General features: G+C 63.6%; 21 protein-coding genes. All 21 read right to left on the bottom strand.

The genetic code is table 11. The annotated features are described in order from the left end of the window. Positions 1-11: 11 nt before the first annotated feature. The 21 genes from R9B85_RS04825 to fliH all read right to left on the bottom strand — a co-directional run bounded on the left by R9B85_RS04825 (position 12) and on the right by fliH (position 18,825). Positions 12-800: a protein phosphatase CheZ gene (locus R9B85_RS04825; protein WP_112253074.1), complete on the bottom strand. Its 789-nt coding sequence runs from the start codon at positions 798-800 to the stop codon at positions 12-14. A 20-nt stretch (positions 801-820) separates the two neighbouring features. Then, positions 821-1,195 carry a chemotaxis response regulator CheY gene (locus tag R9B85_RS04830; protein WP_112253075.1) on the bottom strand — a complete coding sequence of 125 codons (375 nt, stop codon included), beginning with the start codon at positions 1,193-1,195 and terminating at the stop codon, positions 821-823. 103 nt (positions 1,196-1,298) lie between these two features. Further along, positions 1,299-2,039: an RNA polymerase sigma factor FliA gene (fliA, locus tag R9B85_RS04835; RefSeq protein ID WP_133974377.1), complete on the bottom strand. Its 741-nt coding sequence runs from the start codon at positions 2,037-2,039 to the stop codon at positions 1,299-1,301. Next, complete coding sequence (gene fleN / locus R9B85_RS04840; RefSeq protein ID WP_039612698.1) at positions 2,036-2,869, bottom strand: flagellar synthesis regulator FleN; 834 nt, start codon at positions 2,867-2,869, stop codon at positions 2,036-2,038. The genes fliA and fleN overlap by 4 nt, the downstream gene beginning before the upstream one ends. 93 nt (positions 2,870-2,962) lie before the next feature. Beyond that, complete coding sequence (gene flhF, locus R9B85_RS04845; RefSeq protein ID WP_112253076.1) at positions 2,963-4,273, bottom strand: flagellar biosynthesis protein FlhF; 1,311 nt, start codon at positions 4,271-4,273, stop codon at positions 2,963-2,965. A gap of 11 nt (positions 4,274-4,284) precedes the next feature. Beyond that, positions 4,285-6,414: a flagellar biosynthesis protein FlhA gene (gene flhA, locus R9B85_RS04850; RefSeq protein ID WP_112253077.1), complete on the bottom strand. Its 2,130-nt coding sequence runs from the start codon at positions 6,412-6,414 to the stop codon at positions 4,285-4,287. 217 nt (positions 6,415-6,631) lie between these two features. Continuing rightward, the gene (gene flhB, locus R9B85_RS04855; RefSeq protein ID WP_112253078.1) at positions 6,632-7,774 is read right to left on the bottom strand and encodes a flagellar biosynthesis protein FlhB; all 1,143 of its coding nucleotides are present in this window, start codon (positions 7,772-7,774) and stop codon (positions 6,632-6,634) included. 2 nt (positions 7,775-7,776) lie between these two features. After that, entirely contained in the window at positions 7,777-8,553 is a 777-nt protein-coding gene (fliR, locus tag R9B85_RS04860) for a flagellar biosynthetic protein FliR (RefSeq protein ID WP_021785189.1), read from the bottom strand. A 7-nt stretch (positions 8,554-8,560) separates the two neighbouring features. Then, positions 8,561-8,830: a flagellar biosynthesis protein FliQ gene (gene fliQ / locus R9B85_RS04865; RefSeq protein ID WP_112253079.1), complete on the bottom strand. Its 270-nt coding sequence runs from the start codon at positions 8,828-8,830 to the stop codon at positions 8,561-8,563. 21 nt (positions 8,831-8,851) lie between these two features. Then, on the bottom strand, positions 8,852-9,607 hold the full coding sequence (gene fliP, locus R9B85_RS04870; protein WP_038410037.1) for a flagellar type III secretion system pore protein FliP: 756 nt from the start codon (positions 9,605-9,607) through the stop codon (positions 8,852-8,854). After that, positions 9,607-10,041 carry a flagellar biosynthetic protein FliO gene (fliO, locus tag R9B85_RS04875; protein ID WP_112253252.1) on the bottom strand — a complete coding sequence of 145 codons (435 nt, stop codon included), beginning with the start codon at positions 10,039-10,041 and terminating at the stop codon, positions 9,607-9,609. The genes fliP and fliO overlap by 1 nt, the downstream gene beginning before the upstream one ends. Before the next feature lie 12 nt (positions 10,042-10,053). Beyond that, the gene (gene fliN, locus R9B85_RS04880) at positions 10,054-10,524 is read right to left on the bottom strand and encodes a flagellar motor switch protein FliN (RefSeq protein ID WP_112253253.1); all 471 of its coding nucleotides are present in this window, start codon (positions 10,522-10,524) and stop codon (positions 10,054-10,056) included. A 47-nt stretch (positions 10,525-10,571) separates the two neighbouring features. Then, on the bottom strand, positions 10,572-11,540 hold the full coding sequence (gene fliM / locus R9B85_RS04885) for a flagellar motor switch protein FliM (RefSeq protein WP_013973595.1): 969 nt from the start codon (positions 11,538-11,540) through the stop codon (positions 10,572-10,574). 9 nt (positions 11,541-11,549) lie between these two features. Beyond that, the gene (fliL, locus tag R9B85_RS04890; protein ID WP_025340078.1) at positions 11,550-12,047 is read right to left on the bottom strand and encodes a flagellar basal body-associated protein FliL; all 498 of its coding nucleotides are present in this window, start codon (positions 12,045-12,047) and stop codon (positions 11,550-11,552) included. Between the two features lie 219 nt (positions 12,048-12,266). Further along, entirely contained in the window at positions 12,267-13,532 is a 1,266-nt protein-coding gene (locus R9B85_RS04895) for a flagellar hook-length control protein FliK (RefSeq protein ID WP_423770872.1), read from the bottom strand. A 72-nt stretch (positions 13,533-13,604) separates the two neighbouring features. Continuing rightward, a complete protein-coding gene (locus R9B85_RS04900; protein ID WP_207878144.1) occupies positions 13,605-13,952 on the bottom strand; it encodes an Hpt domain-containing protein in 348 nt (115 codons plus the stop codon). Between the two features lie 48 nt (positions 13,953-14,000). After that, positions 14,001-15,692 (bottom strand): fused response regulator/phosphatase, encoded by a 1,692-nt coding sequence (locus R9B85_RS04905; RefSeq protein ID WP_207878145.1) that lies wholly within the window; start codon positions 15,690-15,692, stop codon positions 14,001-14,003. An 8-nt stretch (positions 15,693-15,700) separates the two neighbouring features. Further along, positions 15,701-16,006, bottom strand: coding sequence for an STAS domain-containing protein (locus tag R9B85_RS04910; protein ID WP_112253083.1), 306 nt, complete (start codon positions 16,004-16,006; stop codon positions 15,701-15,703). A 217-nt stretch (positions 16,007-16,223) separates the two neighbouring features. Next, positions 16,224-16,676, bottom strand: a complete 453-nt coding sequence (gene fliJ, locus R9B85_RS04915; protein WP_112253084.1) for a flagellar export protein FliJ — start codon at positions 16,674-16,676, stop codon at positions 16,224-16,226. Positions 16,677-16,682: 6 nt separating this feature from the next. Continuing rightward, on the bottom strand, positions 16,683-18,041 hold the full coding sequence (gene fliI, locus R9B85_RS04920) for a flagellar protein export ATPase FliI (protein ID WP_112253085.1): 1,359 nt from the start codon (positions 18,039-18,041) through the stop codon (positions 16,683-16,685). Next, a complete protein-coding gene (gene fliH, locus R9B85_RS04925) occupies positions 18,031-18,825 on the bottom strand; it encodes a flagellar assembly protein FliH (protein ID WP_423770873.1) in 795 nt (264 codons plus the stop codon). Before fliH ends, fliI begins: the two co-directional genes overlap by 11 nt. Positions 18,826-18,957: the final 132 nt, after the last annotated feature.

Here is an 18,957-nt window from a genome sequence, read left to right on the forward strand (position 1 = left end):
AAAGGTGCTCCTTAAAAACCCAGGCTGGACAGCAGATCATCGACATCGTCCTGACCGGACACGACGTCTTCACGCTTATCGGCATGAATCTGCGGACCTTCACCCCGAGTCGGATGTTTTTCTAGATCTTTTTCTGCGCGCAATTGATCGTGGTCATGCTGGATGCCCGCAAAGCGGTCCACCTGGCTGGCCATGAGCACCAGTTTGAGCAGGTTGCTTTCCACCTCGGTGACCAAGGTGGTGACGCGCTTGATCACCTGGCCGGTCAGGTCCTGATAGTCCTGGGCCAGCAGAATGTCGTTGAGGTGGCCGGCGACCTTGCGGTTACCTTCGGCGCTGTGCGTCAGGAAACTGTCGACGCGCTTGACCAGGTCGCGGAACTCCGGCGCAGCCACTTCGCGGCGCATGAAGCGCTGCCAGTCGGTGCTCAGGGCCGCGGCCTCGCTGGCCAGCTCGTTGAGCACCGGGGTGCTTTCCTCGACCAGGTCCATGGTGCGGTTGGCCGCGCCCTCGGTAAGCCTGACCACATACGACAGGCGCTCGGTGGCGTCGGTTATCTGCGAGACCTCCTCGGCCTGCGGCATGGTCGGGTCGATCTGGAAACTGACGATGGCACTGTGCAGCTCGCGGGTCAGCTTGCCGACTTCCTGGTACAGGCCGCGGTCGCGGGTCTGGTTCAGCTCGTGAATCAGCTGCACCGCCTCGCCGAAACGGCCCCGCTCCAGGCTTTCGACCAGCTCCTGGGCATGCTTCTTCAGGGTCGATTCGAACTCGCCCAAAGACGTTTGTGATGAATCCATGGCGCGCCCCCTGACGTGACTCAGCCGTTGACGCGTTCGAAGATCTTCTCGATCTTTTCTTTGAGCACCTGGGCGGTGAACGGCTTGACCACGTAGCCATTGACGCCGGCCTGGGCCGCTTCGATGATCTGGTCGCGCTTGGCTTCGGCGGTCACCATCAGCACCGGCATGGCTTTCAGGCGATCGTGGGCACGCACCTTGCGCAGCAGGTCGATACCGGACATGCCCGGCATGTTCCAGTCGGTCACCAGGAAGTCGAAGTGGCCGTTCTCCAGCATCGGCAGCGCCGTGGTGCCGTCATCGGCTTCTTCGGTGTTGGTGAAGCCCAGGTCACGCAACAGGTTCTTGATGATCCGCCGCATCGTCGAAAAGTCGTCAACGATGAGGATTTTCATGTCTTTGTTCAAGTAGACCTCCAAGCAGTCTCAAACGCGCTCGGCCCCGAGCGCGCATTTACAATTCGGTACAACGTAGAAAACGACTGCAACGACAGCGGGCTCAACGCGCCCGCCATTCCCCCAGGCGGCTGCGCAGGCGCGCGGCACACTGGCTGTGCAACTGGCTGACCCGCGACTCGCTGACCCCTAGCACCTCACCGATTTCCTTGAGGTTCAGCTCTTCGTCGTAGTACAGCGCCAGCACCAGGCGCTCACGCTCCGGCAGGTTGGCGATGGCCTCGGTCAGGGCAACCTGGAAGCGCTCGTCTTCCAGGCCACGCGCAGGTTCTACCTGGCCACTGGCGCCATCCTCATGCAGCCCTTCGTGCTCGCCGTCCTGCAACAGGTCGTCGAAGCTGAACAGGCGGCTGCCCAGGGTGTCGTTCAAGATCCCGTAGTAATCATCGAGACTCAATTGGAGTTCGGCAGCAACTTCATGATCTTTAGCGTCACGGCCGGTTCTGGCTTCAACCGCACGCATCGCGTCGCTGACCATGCGGGTGTTGCGGTGCACCGAACGCGGCGCCCAGTCGCCCTTGCGCACTTCATCGAGCATGGCCCCGCGAATGCGGATGCCGGCGTAGGTTTCAAAGCTCGCGCCCTTGCTGGCGTCATACTTGTTGGCCACTTCCAGCAGGCCGATCATGCCGGCCTGGATCAGGTCCTCGACCTGCACGTTGGCTGGCAGCCGCGCCAGCAGGTGGTAGGCGATGCGCTTGACCAGCGGGGCGTAGCGCTCGATCAGCTCGCACTGGGCGTCTTTCGACGCCCGGCTGTACATCTTGAAACCACTGGCGTTCATAACACAGGTCCCGCGCTGGTAGGTTGCACCAGACGCTCGACAAAGAACTCCAGGTGGCCGCGCGGGTTGGCCGGCAGCGGCCAGCTGTCGACCTTCTGGGCAATCGCCTTGAAGGCCAGCGCGCACTTGGAGCGTGGGAAGGCTTCGTACACGGCACGCTGCTTCTGTACCGCCTTGCGCACGCACTCGTCATACGGCACGGCGCCCACGTACTGCAAGGCAACGTCGAGGAAGCGGTCGGTGACCTTGGTCAGCTTGGCGAACAGGTTGCGGCCTTCCTGTGGGCTCTGCGCCATGTTGGCCAGCACGCGGAAACGGTTCATGCCGTAGTCGCGGTTGAGCAGCTTGATCAGGGCGTAGGCGTCGGTGATCGAGGTGGGTTCGTCGCATACCACCAGCAGCACTTCCTGGGCAGCGCGGACAAAGCTGACCACCGAATCACCGATACCGGCCGCAGTGTCGATCACCAGCACGTCGAGGTTGTCGCCGACTTCGCTGAACGCCTGGATCAGCCCGGCATGCTGGGCCGGGGCCAGGTGCACCATGCTCTGCGTGCCCGAGGCAGCCGGCACGATGCGCACACCACCGGGGCCCTGCAGCATCACGTCGCGCAGCTCGCAGCGCCCCTCGATGACATCGGCCAGGGTCCGCTTGGGGGTAAGGCCCAGCAGCACGTCGACATTGGCCAGGCCCAGGTCGGCGTCCAGCAGCATGACCCTGCGGCCAAGCTCGGCCAGCGCCAGGGACAGGTTCACTGAAACGTTAGTCTTGCCGACGCCACCTTTGCCACCGGTCACGGCGATCACCTGTACGGGATGCATGCTACCCATGTCTGTTCTTTACCTTGTCTCGCTGGGACTCAGGCCACACGTAGGGCAATTCTGCGTACCCCTTGGCATAGCTACCTTGCACACGCTTCATCATCAACCCGCTCGCCGTGGGTTGTGATAGAGATCAGCGAACATGTCGGCCATGGCCTCTTCGCTGGGCTCGTCCTGCTGCTGCACATTGACCGCGCGGGAGACCAACTGGTGCCCCCGAGGCAGGTGCAGGTCGTCAGGAATGCGCGGCCCATCGGTCAGGTAGGCCACCGGCAGTTCATGACTGATGGCAAGGCTCAGCACGTCGCCAAGGCTTGCCGTTTCATCGAGTTTGGTCAGGATGCAACCGGCCAGGCCGCAGCGCTTGTAGCTGTGGTAGGCGGCAGTCAGCACCTGCTTCTGGCTGGTAGTGGCCAGCACCAGGTAGTTCTTCGCGGCAATGCCACGCCCGGCCAGGGTGTCCAGCTGCATGCGCAGGGCCGGGTCGCTGGCCTGCAGGCCGGCGGTATCGATCAGCACCACGCGCTTGCGCAGCAGCGGCTCCAGCGCCGCAGCCAGCGACTGGCCCGGGTCGACGTAGGTCACCGGCACGTTGAGGATGCGGCCCAGGGTCTTGAGCTGCTCCTGGGCGCCGATGCGGAAGCTGTCCATGCTCACCAGTGCCAGGTTCTGCGCGCCGTACTTGAGCACGTAGCGGGCGGCCAGCTTGGCCAGGGTGGTGGTCTTGCCCATGCCGGCCGGGCCGACCATGGCGATCACACCCCCCTCTTCGATTGGCTCGACCTCAGGGATTTCGATCATCCGCGCCAGGTGCGCCAGCAACATGCGCCAGGCCTGGCGTGGCTCGTCGATCTCGGCAGTCAGGTCCAGCAGCTCACGGGCGATCGGCCCGGACAGGCCGATGCGCTGCAGCCGGCGCCAGACGGTGGCCTGCTGCGGCTTGCTGCCCTGCAGCTGATTCCAGGCCAGCGAGCCGAGCTGCACTTCCAGCAGCTCGCGCAGGCCCGACAGCTCGGAGCGCATGGCATCGAACAGACGCGGGTCGACCGGTGCCGATGCGGGGGCTGCAGCGGCGGCCTCGGGCGCATCGACGTGCGGTTCGATCAACGGCTCGGCGGCGGTCAGCGACTGCCCGGCGAACAATTGGCGGTTGTTGTCGCTGCTGTCCGGGCGGGGATCCAGCTCGGCGCGGGCAGTGGCGATGCGCGTATGGGTCTTGCGCAGCTCTTCTTCCAGCTCGGCGTTAGGCACACGCGGGGCCAGGGCGGACAGTTTGTAGTCCAGCGCAGCCGTCAGCTCGACACCGCCGGCGATGCGGCGGTTGCCGATGATGGCGGCATCGGCGCCCAGCTCATCACGGACCAGCTTCATGGCCTGACGCATATCGGCGGCGAAAAATCGCTTAACTTGCATTATCCCCTACCTCAGCCGTTAGGGCCCACGGTGGCAACGATGGTGACTTGCTTGTTGTCAGGTATTTCCTGATACGCCAGAACATGCAAATTCGGTACAGCCAGGCGACCGAAACGCGACAGCATGGCGCGGATCGGGCCGGCGACCAGAAGGATGGCCGGCTGGCCCTGCATTTCCTGGCGCTGGGCCGCCTCGATCAACGAACGCTGCAGCTTCTCGGCCATGCTCGGCTCCAGAAGAACACCGTCTTCCTGACCTTGCCCGGCCCTCTGCAGACTATTGAGCAAAATCTGTTCCAATCTTGGCTCCAGGGTAATCACTGGCAGCTCCGACTCAATGCCGACAATGCTTTGCACGATGGCGCGACACAATCCGACGCGCACCGCCGCCACCAGCGCGGCGGTATCTTGACTCTTGCCGGCGTTGTTCGCGATCGCCTCGGCGATACTGCGAATATCGCGCACCGGCACCTGCTCCGACAACAGCGCTTGCAGCACCTTGAGCAGACCCGACAATGAAATGACACCTGGCACAAGCTCTTCTGCAAGTTTAGGCGATGCCTTGGCTAGCACCTGCAGTAGTTGCTGGACCTCTTCATGGCCAATCAGCTCGTGGCAGTGCTTCTGCAGAATCTGGTTCAGGTGGGTGGCCACCACGGTGCTGGCGTCGACCACGGTGTAGCCCAGCGACTGTGCCTGGGAACGCTGGCCAACATCAATCCACACGGCCTCCAGGCCGAACGCCGGGTCGCGCGCGGCAATGCCGTTGAGGGTGCCAAACACCTGGCCCGGGTTGATTGCCAGTTCGCGGTCCGGATAGATCTCGGCCTCCGCCAGGATCACCCCCATCAAGGTCAGGCGATAGGCGCTGGGCTGCAGGTCGAGGTTGTCGCGGATGTGCACGGTGGGCATGAGGAAGCCCAGATCTTGCGACAGTTTCTTGCGCACGCCCTTGATCCGCGCCAGCAACTGGCCGCCCTGGTTGCGATCGACCAGCGGGATCAGCCGGTAGCCGACCTCCAGGCCAATCATGTCGATCGGCGTGACGTCGTCCCAGCCCAGTTCCTTGGTTTCCAGCGCGCGCTGTGGCGAGGGCAGCAGGTCCTGCTGGCGCTGCGCCTCCTGCAGCGCTTGCGCCTTGGCCTTCTGCTGCTTTTTCCATACCAGGTAGGCGCCACCACCGGCCAGCAGGCCAAGGCTGAGGAAGGCCACGTGCGGCATGCCCGGCACCAGGCCCATGACGATCATGAGCGCGCCGGACACCGCCAGGGCCTTGGGCGAATCGAACATCTGCCGGTTGATCAGCTTGCCCATGTCCTCGGAGCCCGAGGCGCGGGTAACCATGATTGCGGCAGCGGTGGACAGCAGCAGTGATGGCAATTGCGCCACCAAACCGTCACCGATGGTCAGCAAAGCGTACACCTTGCCGGCATCGCCAAAGCTCATGCCGTGCTGCAGCATGCCGATCAGCATGCCGCCGATCAGGTTGATGAACAGGATCAGCAGGCCGGCGATGGCGTCACCGCGGACGAACTTGCTGGCACCGTCCATCGAACCGTAGAACTCGGCTTCCTGCGCCACTTCGGCGCGGCGGTGCTTGGCCTGGGCCTGGTCGATCAGGCCGGCGTTGAGGTCGGCGTCGATCGCCATCTGCTTGCCGGGCATGGCGTCGAGGGTGAAACGCGCGCTCACTTCCGAGATACGCCCGGCGCCCTTGGTCACTACCACGAAGTTGATGATCATGAGGATGGCGAACACCACGGCACCGACCACGTAGTTACCGCCGATCACCACCTCGCCGAAGGCCTGGATCACCTTGCCGGCTGCGCCGTGGCCCTCCTGGCCATGCAGCATCACAACCCGGGTGGAGGCAACGTTCAGGGCCAGGCGCAACAGCGTGGCCACCAGCAGGATGGTGGGAAACGCGGCGAAGTCGAGCGGGCGCAGCGCATAGACGCAGACCAGCAGGACCACGATCGACAGGGCAATGTTGAAGGTGAAGAACACGTCGAGCAGGAACGGCGGTATCGGCAACATCATCATTGCCAACATCACCAGCAGCAACAGCGGCACACCCAGGTTGCCCCGACCGAGCCCGGCCAGGTTGTTACGGGCGTTGCTGATTAACTGAGTGCGATCCACCGCGAGTCCTCTTGATGCAAAACTTTGACGCACAGGGGGCGCCTGGCGCTGGCTTTGCAAGAAGCCTTCCAACTTTGCTCGACGGGGGATTTATCTTGCCTGTTCCGGCCTCTTCGCGGGTGAACCCGCTCCCACAGGGACCGCACAGTTTTCAAGCCCGCAGAGGACCTGTGGGAGCGGGTTCACCCGCGAAAGGGCCAGAAGCCCTGACACAAGGTCAACTGTCGCGACGCAGGTCCGGCGGAATCGGCAGGTCGTCTTTCAGCGGCTCTGGCCGCTTGCCCTTGCCGGCCCGGTACTGACGGATCTGGAACACATAGGCCAGCACCTGCGCCACCGCCAGGTACAAGCCGGCGGGGATTTCCTGCTCAAGCTCGGTGGAGTAATAGATCGCCCGCGCCAACGCCGGCGACTCGAGGATCTGGACCTTGTGCTCCACACCGATCTCGCGAATCTTCAAGGCAATGAAATCCGTGCCCTTGGCCAGCAGCAATGGCGCCGCCCCGCCCTTCTCCGGGTCGTATTGCAAGGCAACCGCGTAGTGCGTCGGGTTGGTGATGATCACGTCGGCTTCGGGCACGGCCGCCATCATGCGCCGCTGCGAAGCCTCACGCTGCAGCTGGCGAATACGCTGCTTGACCTCGGGCTTGCCTTCACTGTCCTTGTACTCGTCCTTGACTTCCTGCTTGGTCATCTTCAGCTTGTTGTGCGCCTGCCACAGCTGGAACGGCACGTCCGCCGCCGCAATCAACAGCAGCCCCGCCGACATCCACAACGCACTCCAGCCCACCACCTGCAGGCTATGGATGATCGCCTGCTCCAACGGCTCGTTGGCAATGGCCAGCAGCGCCTGACGGTCATTGACCAGCACCACTACCGCCACGACCAGAATCACGAGAAACTTGGCGAACGCTTTCAAGAGTTCGGTCAGGGCATTCATCGAGAACATGCGCTTGACCCCTGACAAGGGATTCATACGGCTGAATTTCGGCTGCAACAGGCTGCCGGAAAACAGGAAACCGCCCAGGGCGATCGGCGCGACGAAGGAAATCACGAACAACAGGATCAATATCGGCTGCACCGCCCAGATGGCCATCTTGCCCGAGGCCAGCAGGAAGGCACCCATGGCCCGCTCATCGGTGATGAAGTCGCGGGTCAGGCTGAAGTTCATGCGCATGATCGCCAGCAGCGTCTCGGCCAGGTGGCCGCCAAACGCCAACAGGCCACCGGCGCCGGCCAGGGTCACCGCCACCGTATTCAGTTCCTTGGAACGCGCGATCTCGCCTTTCTCGCGAGCATCGCGCTTGCGCTTGTCGGTGGGTTCTTCTGTCTTGTCCTGACCGCTTTCGCTTTCCGCCATGCTCAGCGCGCCCTCGCCAGTTCACGCAGCCATTGCAGCGCTTCGCTGGCCAATGCCTGGTAATGGGAAAGTATATCGGCCAGGCCAACCCAGAAAATGAACATGCCCATGACCAGGGTAAGCGGAAAACCGATGGAGAAAATGTTCAACTGCGGCGCGGCACGCGTCATTACGCCAAAGGCGATGTTCACCACCAGCAGCGCGGCGATAGCCGGCAGAATCAGCAGAAGGCCGGCACCGAACACCCAGCCCAGGCGCCCTGCCAGCTCCCAGAACTGATTGACCACCAGCGCATTGCCCACCGGCAAGGTGGTGAAACTTTCGGTCAGCACCTCGAACGCCACCAGATGGCCGTTCATCAGCAGGAACAGCACGCTCACCAGCATGGTCATGAACTGGCTGATCACCGCGACGTTGACGCCGTTCGCCGGGTCGACCATCGATGCGAAGGCCATGCCCATCTGCACCGCGACGACCTGGCCAGCGATCACGAACGCCTGGAACAACAACTGCAATGACAACCCGAACAGCGCCCCGACGATGACCTGCTCGGCACACAGCAGCAGGCCGCGCAGGCTCAACGGGTCGAACTCGGGCAAGGGCGGCAGGGCCGGGACGATCACCACGGTGATAGCCACGGCCACATACAGGCGCACCCGCGCCGGCAGCATGCGGGTGCCGAATATAGGCATGGTCATCAGCACTGCCGTCACCCGGAACAACGGCAGGATGAAGGTGGCAACCCAGGTGCCGATCTGCGTGTCGGTCAGCTCCAGCATCGGCGCGTCAACCGATCAAATGCGGGATGTTGGTGTAGAGGCTGATGAAGTACTCCATGAACTTCTGCACCAGCCACGGCCCGGCGACGATCAGCGTGACCAGCATCACCAGCAGGCGCGGCAGGAAACTCAGGGTCTGTTCGTTGATCTGCGTGGCGGCCTGGAACATCGCCACCACCAGGCCCACCAGCAGGCTCGGCACCACCAGTATGGCGACCATCAGGGTGGTCAGCCACAGGGCATCACGGAACAGGTCGACAGCGACTTCAGGTGTCATCGGCGGCTCTCCTTGACGGCGTCAGACGCCGCCGAAACTGCTGGCCAGGGTACCCATGATCAGCGCCCAGCCATCCACCAGCACGAACAGCATGATCTTGAACGGCAGCGAGATGATCAGCGGCGACAGCATCATCATGCCCATGGCCATCAGCACGCTGGCCACCACCATGTCGATGATCAGGAACGGGATGAAGATCATGAAACCGATCTGGAACGCGGTCTTCAGCTCTGAGGTGACGAACGCCGGTACCAGGATCGTCAGCGGCACCTGGTCCGGGCCGGCGATGTCGGTACGCTTGGACAGGCGCATGAACAGGTCGAGGTCGCTTTGCCGGGTTTGTGCCAGCATGAAGTCCTTGAGCGGCCCCTGGGCCTTGTCTATGGCCTGCTGGGCGGTCATCTGCTCCTTCAGGTACGGCTGCAGCGCGTCCTGGTTCACCCGGTCGAACACCGGCGCCATGATGAACATGGTCAGGAACAGCGCCATGCCAGTCAGCAACTGGTTCGACGGCGTCTGCTGCAGGCCCAGGGCCTGACGCAGGATCGAGAACACGATGATGATGCGGGTGAAGCTGGTCATCAGGATGACGAACGCCGGGATGAAGCTGAGCGCCGTCATGATCAGCAGGATCTGCAGGCTGACCGAGTATTCCTGCTGCCCGTCCGGGGTATTGGACAGGGTAATGGCCGGGATCGACAGCGGGTCGGCACCCAAGGCCAGCGGCGCAGCCAGCAGCAGCGCCAGAGTCAACAACACACGCAGCGCGCCACTCATCACTTCTTGTCCTTAGGGTCCTTGCCCATCAGCTCCATCAGCCGCTGGGCAAACTCCGGCGTCGCCTGACGGGCACTTTCCGGCACTTCCACGGGTTCGGCCAGCACATGCAGGGCCTCGATGCTGCCAGGGGTATGGCCGATCAGGATCTGCTGCTTGCCCACCTGCACCAGCAGCAGCCGATCACGCGGGCCGATGGCCCGGCTGCCGACGATCTCGATCACCTGCCCGCCCTTCACCGCCGTGCTTTGCATGCGCCGCAGCAACCAGGCCAGGAAGAAGATCAGGCCGACCACCAGCAACAGGCCGAAGACCATCTGCGCCAACTGCCCACCAAGGCTGCCAGGCGCGGTTGCCGGGGTTGCCGCCGGTGTGGCCGCGGCCAGGCAAGCCTGGCTGGCGAGCAGCGCGGCGAGCGCCGCGAAGGCGCGCATCGTACCCTTCACTCAGCGCAGCTTCTTGATACGTTCGCTGGGGCTGATCACGTCGGTCAGGCGGATGCCGAACTTTTCGTTGACCACCACCACTTCGCCATGGGCGATCAGCGTGCCGTTGACCAGCACGTCGAGCGGTTCGCCAGCCAGGCGGTCGAGCTCGATCACCGAGCCCTGGTTGAGCTGCAGCAGGTTGCGGATGTTGATCTCGGTGCTGCCCACTTCCATGGAGATGTTCACCGGGATATCCAGGATCACGTCCAGGTTCGGGCCTTCGAGGCTGACGTTTTCGTTCGGCTTCGGCGAGCTGGCGAACTCCTCCATCGGCAGGCGGCCCGGGCCGCCGGCGCTGCTGCCGGTGTCACCACCCAGCAGTGCATCGATGTCGGCCTGGCCGGCTGCACCGGTTTCTTCCAGGGCCGCAGCCCACTCATCGGCCAGCGCCTGGTCCTCTGCAGAGGTGATCTCGTTTTCGTTAGCCATGGTTTCCTCGACAGGCATTCAATTCGTTAGGAGTGACCGGCACGCCGTCAGCGGCGTTCGATCGGGTCGATGATCTGCAGCGCCAGGTTGCCCTTGTGCGAACCCAGGCGCGCCTTGAACGACGGCACGCCGTTGGCGCGCAGCACCAGGTGCTCGGGAAGCTCCACCGGGATCACGTCGCCAGGCTGCATGTGCAGGATGTCGCGCAGCTTCAGCTGGCGCCGGGCTACGGTGGCGGTCAGCGGCACGGCCACGTCCAGCACGTCCTCGCGCAGGGCCTTGACCCAGCGCTCGTCCTGGTCGTCCAGGTCGGACTGGAAACCGGCATCGAGCATTTCCCGCACCGGCTCGATCATCGAGTACGGCATGGTCACGTGCAGGTCACCGCCACCGCCATCCAGTTCGATGTGGAAGGTGGACACCACCACCGCCTCGCTGGGGCCGACGATGTTGGCCATGGCCGGGTTTACTTCGGAGTTCATGTATTCGAAGGTGACCGGCATGATTGCCTGCCAGGCTTCCTTGAGGTCGACGAAGCACTGGTCCAGCACCATGCGCACCACGCGCAGTTCGGTGGGGGTGAATTCGCGGCCTTCGATCTTGGCGTGGCGGCCGTCGCCGCCGAAGAAGTTGTCCACCAGCTTGAACACCAGCTTGGCATCGAGGATGAACAGCGAGGTGCCGCGCAACGGCTTGATCTTGACCAGGTTGAGGCTGGTCGGCACGTACAGCGAGTGCACGTACTCGCCGAACTTCATCACTTGCACGCCCCCCACCGCCACGTCGGCGGAACGGCGCAGCAGGTTGAACATGCTGATACGGGTGTAACGGGCGAAACGCTCGTTGATCATTTCCAGGGTCGGCATGCGGCCCCGCACGATACGGTCCTGGCTGGTCAGGTCGTAGCTTTTGATGCTGCCAGGCTCGGATGCACTCTCGGTCTGCACCAGCCCGTCGTCGACGCCATGCAACAGGGCATCGATTTCATCCTGGGACAGCAGGTCCTGTACGGCCATTGCGGACTCCTACTGCAATACGAAATTGGTGAACAGCAACTGGTCGACGACCGGCTTGCCGACTTCCTTCTGCGCCACTTCCTGGACCACTGCGGTGGCCTTCTGGCGCAGCATTTCCTGCCCTACCGGGCTGCCGGCCAGGGTGTCGAAGCCTTGCCCGGAGAACATCATCACCAGGTTGTTGCGGATCACCGGCATGTGCACCTTGAGCGCATCCAGGTCAGCCTGGCTGCGCGCTTGCAGGGTGATGCTCACCTGCATGTAGCGCTGGCGGCCGTTCTGGTTGAAGTTGACCACGAAGGCCGGGGCCAGCGCTTCGTAGATAGCCGCTGGCTTGACGTTGCTGGCTGCAGGATCGGCGGCCGGGGCCGGCTCGCTCTTGTGCATGATGAACCAGGTAGCGCCCACCGAAAGGCCGATCGCCAGCAACAGGCCCACTACTGCCAGCAGGATCAGCTTGAGTTTGCCTTTAGTGGCGGGGTCTTTGACTGCTTCGCTCTTCGCCATGCCAATAATCCGTCGTCCATCGGGGGTTCAAGGGAGAATGGCTTGGCTTGAGCAAGTGTTATGCCAGATTTTGCAGAAGGGCATTTTTCAGCAGGGACGACTGTGCTGGCTTCTTCGCAGGTGAACCCGCTCCCACAGGACCTGCACAGGTTGCGAATCCTGCATTGTACTTGTGGGAGCGGGTTTACCCGCGAAGAGGCCAGTACAGGCAATCGAGATCTACGCGTAATAATCGACCGCGCTGTCGCCAACAACCACCTGTTGCTCCACAGGCCGGGCGCTATCGACTGCCTCGCCGCCATCCTGCTCGGCCCGGCGCGCCGCCACCCCGGACAGGTTGCTGCCCTGCGCCTGCCCCTGCTGCTGCTGTTGCCCGCGCGACTGGTCGGCCACGTTGACATCCGGCTGTGCCAGCCCCTGCTGGGCGAACAGCTCGCGCAGGCGGTGCACCTGGCTGTCGAGGGCGTCACGCACACCGGCGTGGCCGCTGATGAAGGTGATCTGGGTCGACTGGTCCGTCGCAACATTGACGCGAATGTCCAGGCGCCCCAGCTCCGCCGGCTCCAACTGGATATCCGCCGACTTGAGGTTCTGGCTGGACAGGTACATGACCCGGTTGACCAGGCCCTCGGCCCAGGCGTTCTGGTTCATCGGCAGCGGTTGGTGCAATGGGCTGGCATTGGCCGGCACGGCATTGGCGGTCTTGGCCGTGGCGGCCTGGGTCAGGTTGGCCAGGCGGTTGGCGAAATCGTCGACGCGCGTATCGCTGCCAGCGCTCTTGGTGTCCTTCAGGCCATCTTCGAGCAAGCCAGCAAAGGCCTTGTCGCCAGGCTCGCCGGTTTCACCCTCGGCATTCTCGACCAGATTCGCCAAGGTATTGACGGCCATCTGCCCCTCCTCGCCCTGGGCCTGTGAAGGGTCCAGGGCATGCGCCGAAGTCGCCCCTTTGGCCTGGGCGCTTTGTTCCAGTGCCAGGCGCAAGGTCGGCAGGTTGGCCAAAGGGTCGGCGTCAGGGTCGAAGGCTTCCTCGGCGACTGGCTCCTCGGGCAGTGCGGCGGTGACCTGAGCCTGCGCCGTGGCGGCTTGCAACACAGGTGCCACCGCCTCGGCCTGGGCCTGAATCAGCTGTGCGCCAGGCTGAGCGTCGGTTACCTGGCCGGCCACAAGGCTGGCATCGCGCACGCCAGTGTCCGCCTGAGCCTGATCGTCGGCTGGCAATTGTTTGCCGTCATCGGCAACGGCGGGTTTTTCCGCAGCGTCTTTCTTGCCGCCTTGTGCCGCCTCGGATTTGTCCTTGGGCTTGGCCTGGTCGGCCTTGTCGTCCTGCGCGGCGGCCTTGTCGCGGCCCCGCCTGGCCATCACCTGGCCAAAGCTGTCACCCTTGTCGCCCGGCGCCTGCAGAGGTTTTTCAACCTGCGTGGTGGCCGACCGCGAGGTGGTGGCAATGGCGTTGCCTTGCAACAATGGGTTGGGTGCGACAGGCATCGAGCAGTCTCCGCGCCAGAAACAAAAAAATAATCCGGCCAGAGACACGCAAGACTCGCGCCAAGTTGTGGGTTAACCTGCCGAAATGCGTTGCTGCTCACCTCGGTAGAAGCGCTGCACCTCGACGAACTCCAAGTCGATGCGGCTGATCAGGTCCTCGATGCCATACAGTGGGGGCCGCTGCGCGCGCTCCTCCAGCTGCTGGCACAGACTGGCCAACACAACTGCGCCCATGTTGCTGCTGCTGCCCTTGAAACTGTGGGCTGCAGAACTGAGCTCTTCGGCACTTTTGGCCGCGTGCAGCTGATCAAGGCGCTGTTCGGAGTCGTCGAGAAAGGTTTGCACCAATTGCAGGTAGCCATCTTCCATGATCTCACGCAGGTCGCTGAGTACCTTGTGGTCAATATGCATGTCAGTCACTTGTTCACTCCTTGATCAAGCCAGATTATGCCCGAGCCAACCCGTGGCTCACCAGACGAACTCCACATGCGCGCAGCGCCCGCCATCACTCCAGTGCGCACTGCTGGCCAACCGCCGCACCAGGTTCAGGCCTCGCCCGCTCAGCTCCTGCGCCAGCGAGGGCCGCGACAGCACGCGCTGCACATCGAACCCGGCACCGCTGTCACGGACCTCGATCATCAGACGCCCGCCATCGGCCTGCGGTTCAACCTGGAAGTCGATGCGTACGTAACCGTCGGTCAGCACCCCAAGGCGCCGAGCGCGTTCCTGATAGTAGTCGGCAAAGCCCTGTACATCGCGTTTGAGCTGCGAGTCCAGGCCCAGCACGCCATGCTCCAGGGCGTTGGAATACAGCTCGCTGAGCACACTGTGCAGGTTGCCGGTACGTGCGCGCAGGCCGTGAATCTCCTGCAACAATTGCACCAGGTACGGCACCGGGTTGAAGCGTTTCAGGCTCTGGCCACGCACCTCGAACCCCAGCGACCAGTCCAGCGGGCTGGAGCGGCCGCTATCAGAGTAGATCATAGGCGCCGGCACCCGCTCCTCGGCGCTGAACATGCGAATGTCGCACAAGCTGATGTCATCGCGCGGGCGCCCGCCAAAGCGCTCCAGGGCCTGCATCACTTCGTCGAACAGCCGCACCGGGTCACGGTTGTCGGCCAGCACCCTGCGCAGGCGCTGCACGCCGAACAGGCGTTCCTGGTCGTCGGCAGTGTCCAGCACGCCGTCCGACAGCAGCAGCAGGCGCTCGCCTGGTGCCAACGGCAACACTTCGGTACTGTCATCGAAACGCTCGGCATCCAGGATGCCCAGTGGCAGGTGTCGCGAACTCAGCACCGACAGCACCTGGCCATCCACTGCCAGGCGATAGCCATCAGGCATGCCACCGTTCCACACCTCCACCGAACCGCGCTGCATGCTGAGGTTGAGCAACAGCGCACAACAGAACATGTCCACCGGCAGGATGCGTTTGAGCTTGGCGTTCATCTCGCGCAGGACCTGGGCCATGCCGTAGCCCTTGGCAGTCATGCCGTAGAACACTTCAGCCAGCGGCATGGCCCCCACCGCCGCTGGCAGGCCGTGGCCGGTGAAATCGCCAAGCAGCACGCGCATGTCGCCGGACGGGGTGAACGCGGCCAGCATCAGATCGCCATTGAACAGCGCATAGGGCGACTGCAGGTAGCGGATGTTGGGCGCGGCCAGGCAGCCGGAGTGGGCCACCTTGTCGAATACTGCCTTGGCCACCCGCTGCTCGTTGAGCAGGTGGTGGTGGTGCCGGGTAATCTGGTCACGCTGCTCCAGCACGGTGGCCTGCAGCCGGCGCAGGCGGTCCATGGCGCGGATCTTGGCGCCGAGGATAACCGCACTGTAGGGCTTGGCCATGAAGTCGTCGCCCCCGGCCTCCAGGCAGCGCACCAGGCCTTCCTCCTCGTTCAATGACGTCAGGAAAATGATCGGCACCAGCGCTTCGCCGGCCAGGGCCTTGATCTGCCGTGCCGCCTCGAAGCCGTCCATCACCGGCATCAGTGCATCCAGCAGCACCAGTTGCGGGCGCCGCTCGATGAACAGTGCCACCGCCTGCTCGCCGTTTTCCGCGGTGAATACCTGATGACCCTGCCGGCGCACGATCTGCGCCAGCAGCAGACGGTCGGCGGCACCGTCTTCGGCGACCAGCACGGTCAACGCCTGTTCGGCGGGCATGTCGGCGCTCAACTGATATCGAAGAGTTTTTCGAAATTGGAGATGGCGAGGATCTTGCGCACATCGGAGCTGGCATGCACCACCCGCACATCAGAATCATCGCCGCCCGCATGGTCACGCAGCAACAGCAGCATGCCGAGTGCAGAACTGTCGAGGTAGGTGGTGTCCTTCAGGTCGACGACCACCGAATCGGGCCGGCGGGGCTGGCGTTCGTAGGCGTCACGAAATTCCTGGTGCTTGCCGAAATCGAAGCGCCCCTTGATCTTTATCGTCAGCTTTTTCCCATCCTGCGAAAAATCAGTCTCGACTGCCATGCTAGCGATTCCTTCGATGATGGCGGATGCAACTCCTTAAAGGTTTAGCAGGCGATGCCGGGGGTGGCAAGCACACGATTCTGCGTGCAGCGCGACATATATGTGCTGCCTGTACTGGCCTCTTCGCGGGTAAACCCGCTCCCACAGGATCTCCACCACTTCGAATCCTGCGTCGTACTTGTGGGAGCGGGTTTACCCGCGAAGAGGCCATTGCAGGCTATAGATGATTCTGCCGCGGCAGGCGCTGGGACAGCTCGTCGAGCAAGCGCTGCTCGCGCTTGTCTTCGGCGCGCCTGGCTTCGTCCAGGTAGCGCTGCACCAGCTTGCGCAAGCCTTCCACCCGGGCATAGGCCTGCTGCCAGGTGCCGCGGGCGTTGTTGAGGTTGTTCTGGTGCCAGGCCAGGCTCTGGCGCTGCTGGGTCATGGCCGTTTCCAGCTGCCCGAGAAAACGCTGGTAATTGACCAGCCAGCTACCATTTACCCCCTGCCCGCCACGGTTGATCCACTGCAGCTGGTAATCCTCGCGAAACCGCTCGAGCTCGGCCAGCTTGGCCTGGGCGGTGGCCACCTGCTGCTGGAAATGCCCAAGGCGCTGGGCCGCCTGGCGCTCGGCCTCTTCGGCCATGTCCACCACCGGCGCCAGGCGCGCGGCACGTCCGGGCAACGCCATGGCCTATCAACCGCCCGCCGGGGGCGCAAAGATCGCCCCCAACTGTTCACGGCTCTGCGCCATGCCCACGCTCTCGCGCAGGCCCTGGCGCAGAAACTCCAGCAGCTTCGATTGCAAGGCAATGGCCAGGTCGGTTTCCGGGTCGCCACCCGCCACGTATGCGCCCACGCTGATCAGGTCGCGGCTTTGCGACAGGCGCGACCACAACTGCTTGAACTTTTGCGCCTGGCGCAAATGATCGGCATCGACCACCTGGGGCATGACCCGGCTGATCGAGGCTTCGATATCGATGGCCGGATAATGGCCTTCCTCGGCCAACCGCCGCGACAGCACAAAGTGGCCATCGAGCACACCGCGCGCCGCGTCGGCAATCGGATCCTGCTGGTCGTCACCTTCGGACAACACGGTATAGAACGCGGTGATCGAACCACCGCCTGGCTCGCCGTTGCCGGCCCGCTCCACCAGCTTGGGCAGCTTGGCGAACACCGACGGCGGGTAACCCCGGGTAGCCGGCGGCTCGCCGATGGCCAGGGCGATTTCCCGCTGAGCCTGGGCAAAACGGGTCAGCGAGTCCATCAGCAACAGCACGTTCTTGCCCTTGTCGCGGAAGTACTCGGCAATACGCGTGCAGTACATGGCCGCACGCAGGCGCATCAGCGGCGCATCGTCGGCGGGCGAAGCGACCACCACAGAGCGCTTGAGGCCTTCTTCACCAAGAATATGTTCGATGAACTCCTTGACCTCGCGCCCCCGCTCACCGATCAGGCCGACGACGATGATTTCGGCTTCGGTGAAGCGGGTCATCATGCCCAGCAACACCGACTTGCCCACGCCGGTACCGGCAAACAGGCCCAGGCGCTGGCCGCGACCGACGGTGAGCAGGCCATTGATGCTGCGAATACCCACATCCAGCGGCTTGCTGATGGGGTCGCGGTTCAACGGGTTGATCACCGGGCCATCCATCGGCACCCAGTCCTCGGCCTTCATCCCACCTTTGCCATCCAGTGCGCGGCCGGCGCCGTCGAGCACCCTGCCGAGCATGCTCATGCCCATGGGCAGGCGGCCGCTATCATCCAGCGGCACCACCCGGGCGCCGGGGGCGATGCCGACAATGCTGCCGACCGGCATGAGAAATACCTTGGACCCGGCAAAGCCCATGACTTCGGCTTCCACCTGCACCGGGTGGTAGCTGTCATCGTTGATTACCAGGCAGCGGCTGCCGACTGCAGCGCGCAGGCCTTCGGCTTCCAGGGTGAGGCCGACCATGCGCAACAGGCGGCCTTCGACGATGGGTTGGGCCGGCAGCTCGATGGCCTCGGCATAGCTGCCCAGGCGCTTGCCGAAACTGGTGCGCTCAAGATGCATCCGGGTTACCCACGGCGCGCTCTGGCAGGCTGTCCAGGTCTACCGACATGTCCGGCGCCGCCGGGTGCAGCGAATGGTCGTGCAACTGGTCGAACAGTTGGGCCACGGCTTTCTCGATGCGGGTTTCCATGGTCGCGTCGATGCGGCTGTGCGCGGTCTCGATACGGCAGCCGCCGGGTAGCAGTGCGCTGTCCTCGAGCAGCCGCCAGCTTTCCTCATGGCGTTCGCGCAGGGCCTTGGCCAGCTCGAAATCCTGCGGGTTGAGGTGGATGCGGATATTGTCCGCGCCCATGGGCAGCAGCTTGAGCGCTTCGCGCAGTACCTGGGTGATCTGACTGGAATCGCCCCGCAGTTCGCGACCGATCACCTGGCGGGTCATGTGTGCCACCAGATGGACCAAGGTTTTCTCGATCTGGGTGTCTTGCTCGGCGATCGGCTCCATCAGGTTGGTCATCAGCCGGTCGAGGCTTTCCAGCTTGGCCTTCAGGGCCTCTTCGGCTTCCTGGCGGACCTTGAGCTGGGTGCTATGGAAGCCCTCGCGCTCACCGGTGGCGAAGCCTTCGTTGTAGGCTTCCTGGCGGATGGCCTCGAGTTCTTCCAGGGTCAGTGGCTGGACTTCTTCCAGCGGCACTTCCTCGACTTCTTCCTCGATTACCGTGGGTTCTGGCGCAGGCTGGGGCTCAGGCTCCGGTTCCGGGTCGAAGCTGGGCAGCGCCCAGACATCCACGCCCTCGAGGTCGCGGGCGCGGATCAGGTCGCTGGGGTGATGTTCTTTGGTGGGCATGCTGTCATGTTCTCAAACCATGTTCAGCCGACACGGTCCCTGTGGGAGCGGGTTTACCCGCGAATGCGTCGGCAGCGACAAGCTCTATCGCCAGGCCCGACGCCTTCGCGGGTAAACCCGCTCCCACAAGGG

The sequence above is a fragment of the Pseudomonas sp. NLJ1 genome, from assembly GCF_049486705.1.
Classification (GTDB): Bacteria; Pseudomonadota; Gammaproteobacteria; order Pseudomonadales; family Pseudomonadaceae; genus Aquipseudomonas; species Aquipseudomonas inefficax.

Excerpts from the sequence above, each read along its gene's own strand:
- R9B85_RS04825 (WP_112253074.1), bottom strand. The coding sequence starts at position 800 with ATGGATTCATCACAAACGTCTTTGGGCGAGTTCGAATCGACCCTGAAG.
- R9B85_RS04830 (WP_112253075.1), bottom strand. The coding sequence starts at position 1,195 with ATGAAAATCCTCATCGTTGACGACTTTTCGACGATGCGGCGGATCATC.
- fliA (WP_133974377.1), bottom strand. The coding sequence starts at position 2,039 with ATGAACGCCAGTGGTTTCAAGATGTACAGCCGGGCGTCGAAAGACGCC.
- fleN (WP_039612698.1), bottom strand. The coding sequence starts at position 2,869 with ATGGGTAGCATGCATCCCGTACAGGTGATCGCCGTGACCGGTGGCAAA.
- flhF (WP_112253076.1), bottom strand. The coding sequence starts at position 4,273 with ATGCAAGTTAAGCGATTTTTCGCCGCCGATATGCGTCAGGCCATGAAG.
- flhB (WP_112253078.1), bottom strand. The coding sequence starts at position 7,774 with ATGGCGGAAAGCGAAAGCGGTCAGGACAAGACAGAAGAACCCACCGAC.
- fliR (WP_021785189.1), bottom strand. The coding sequence starts at position 8,553 with ATGCTGGAGCTGACCGACACGCAGATCGGCACCTGGGTTGCCACCTTC.
- fliQ (WP_112253079.1), bottom strand. The coding sequence starts at position 8,830 with ATGACACCTGAAGTCGCTGTCGACCTGTTCCGTGATGCCCTGTGGCTG.
- fliP (WP_038410037.1), bottom strand. The coding sequence starts at position 9,607 with ATGAGTGGCGCGCTGCGTGTGTTGTTGACTCTGGCGCTGCTGCTGGCT.
- fliO (WP_112253252.1), bottom strand. The coding sequence starts at position 10,041 with ATGCGCGCCTTCGCGGCGCTCGCCGCGCTGCTCGCCAGCCAGGCTTGC.
- fliN (WP_112253253.1), bottom strand. The coding sequence starts at position 10,524 with ATGGCTAACGAAAACGAGATCACCTCTGCAGAGGACCAGGCGCTGGCC.
- fliM (WP_013973595.1), bottom strand. The coding sequence starts at position 11,540 with ATGGCCGTACAGGACCTGCTGTCCCAGGATGAAATCGATGCCCTGTTG.
- fliL (WP_025340078.1), bottom strand. The coding sequence starts at position 12,047 with ATGGCGAAGAGCGAAGCAGTCAAAGACCCCGCCACTAAAGGCAAACTC.
- R9B85_RS04895 (WP_423770872.1), bottom strand. The coding sequence starts at position 13,532 with ATGCCTGTCGCACCCAACCCATTGTTGCAAGGCAACGCCATTGCCACC.
- R9B85_RS04905 (WP_207878145.1), bottom strand. The coding sequence starts at position 15,692 with ATGCCCGCCGAACAGGCGTTGACCGTGCTGGTCGCCGAAGACGGTGCC.
- R9B85_RS04910 (WP_112253083.1), bottom strand. The coding sequence starts at position 16,006 with ATGGCAGTCGAGACTGATTTTTCGCAGGATGGGAAAAAGCTGACGATA.
- fliJ (WP_112253084.1), bottom strand. The coding sequence starts at position 16,676 with ATGGCGTTGCCCGGACGTGCCGCGCGCCTGGCGCCGGTGGTGGACATG.
- fliI (WP_112253085.1), bottom strand. The coding sequence starts at position 18,041 with ATGCATCTTGAGCGCACCAGTTTCGGCAAGCGCCTGGGCAGCTATGCC.
- fliH (WP_423770873.1), bottom strand. The coding sequence starts at position 18,825 with ATGCCCACCAAAGAACATCACCCCAGCGACCTGATCCGCGCCCGCGAC.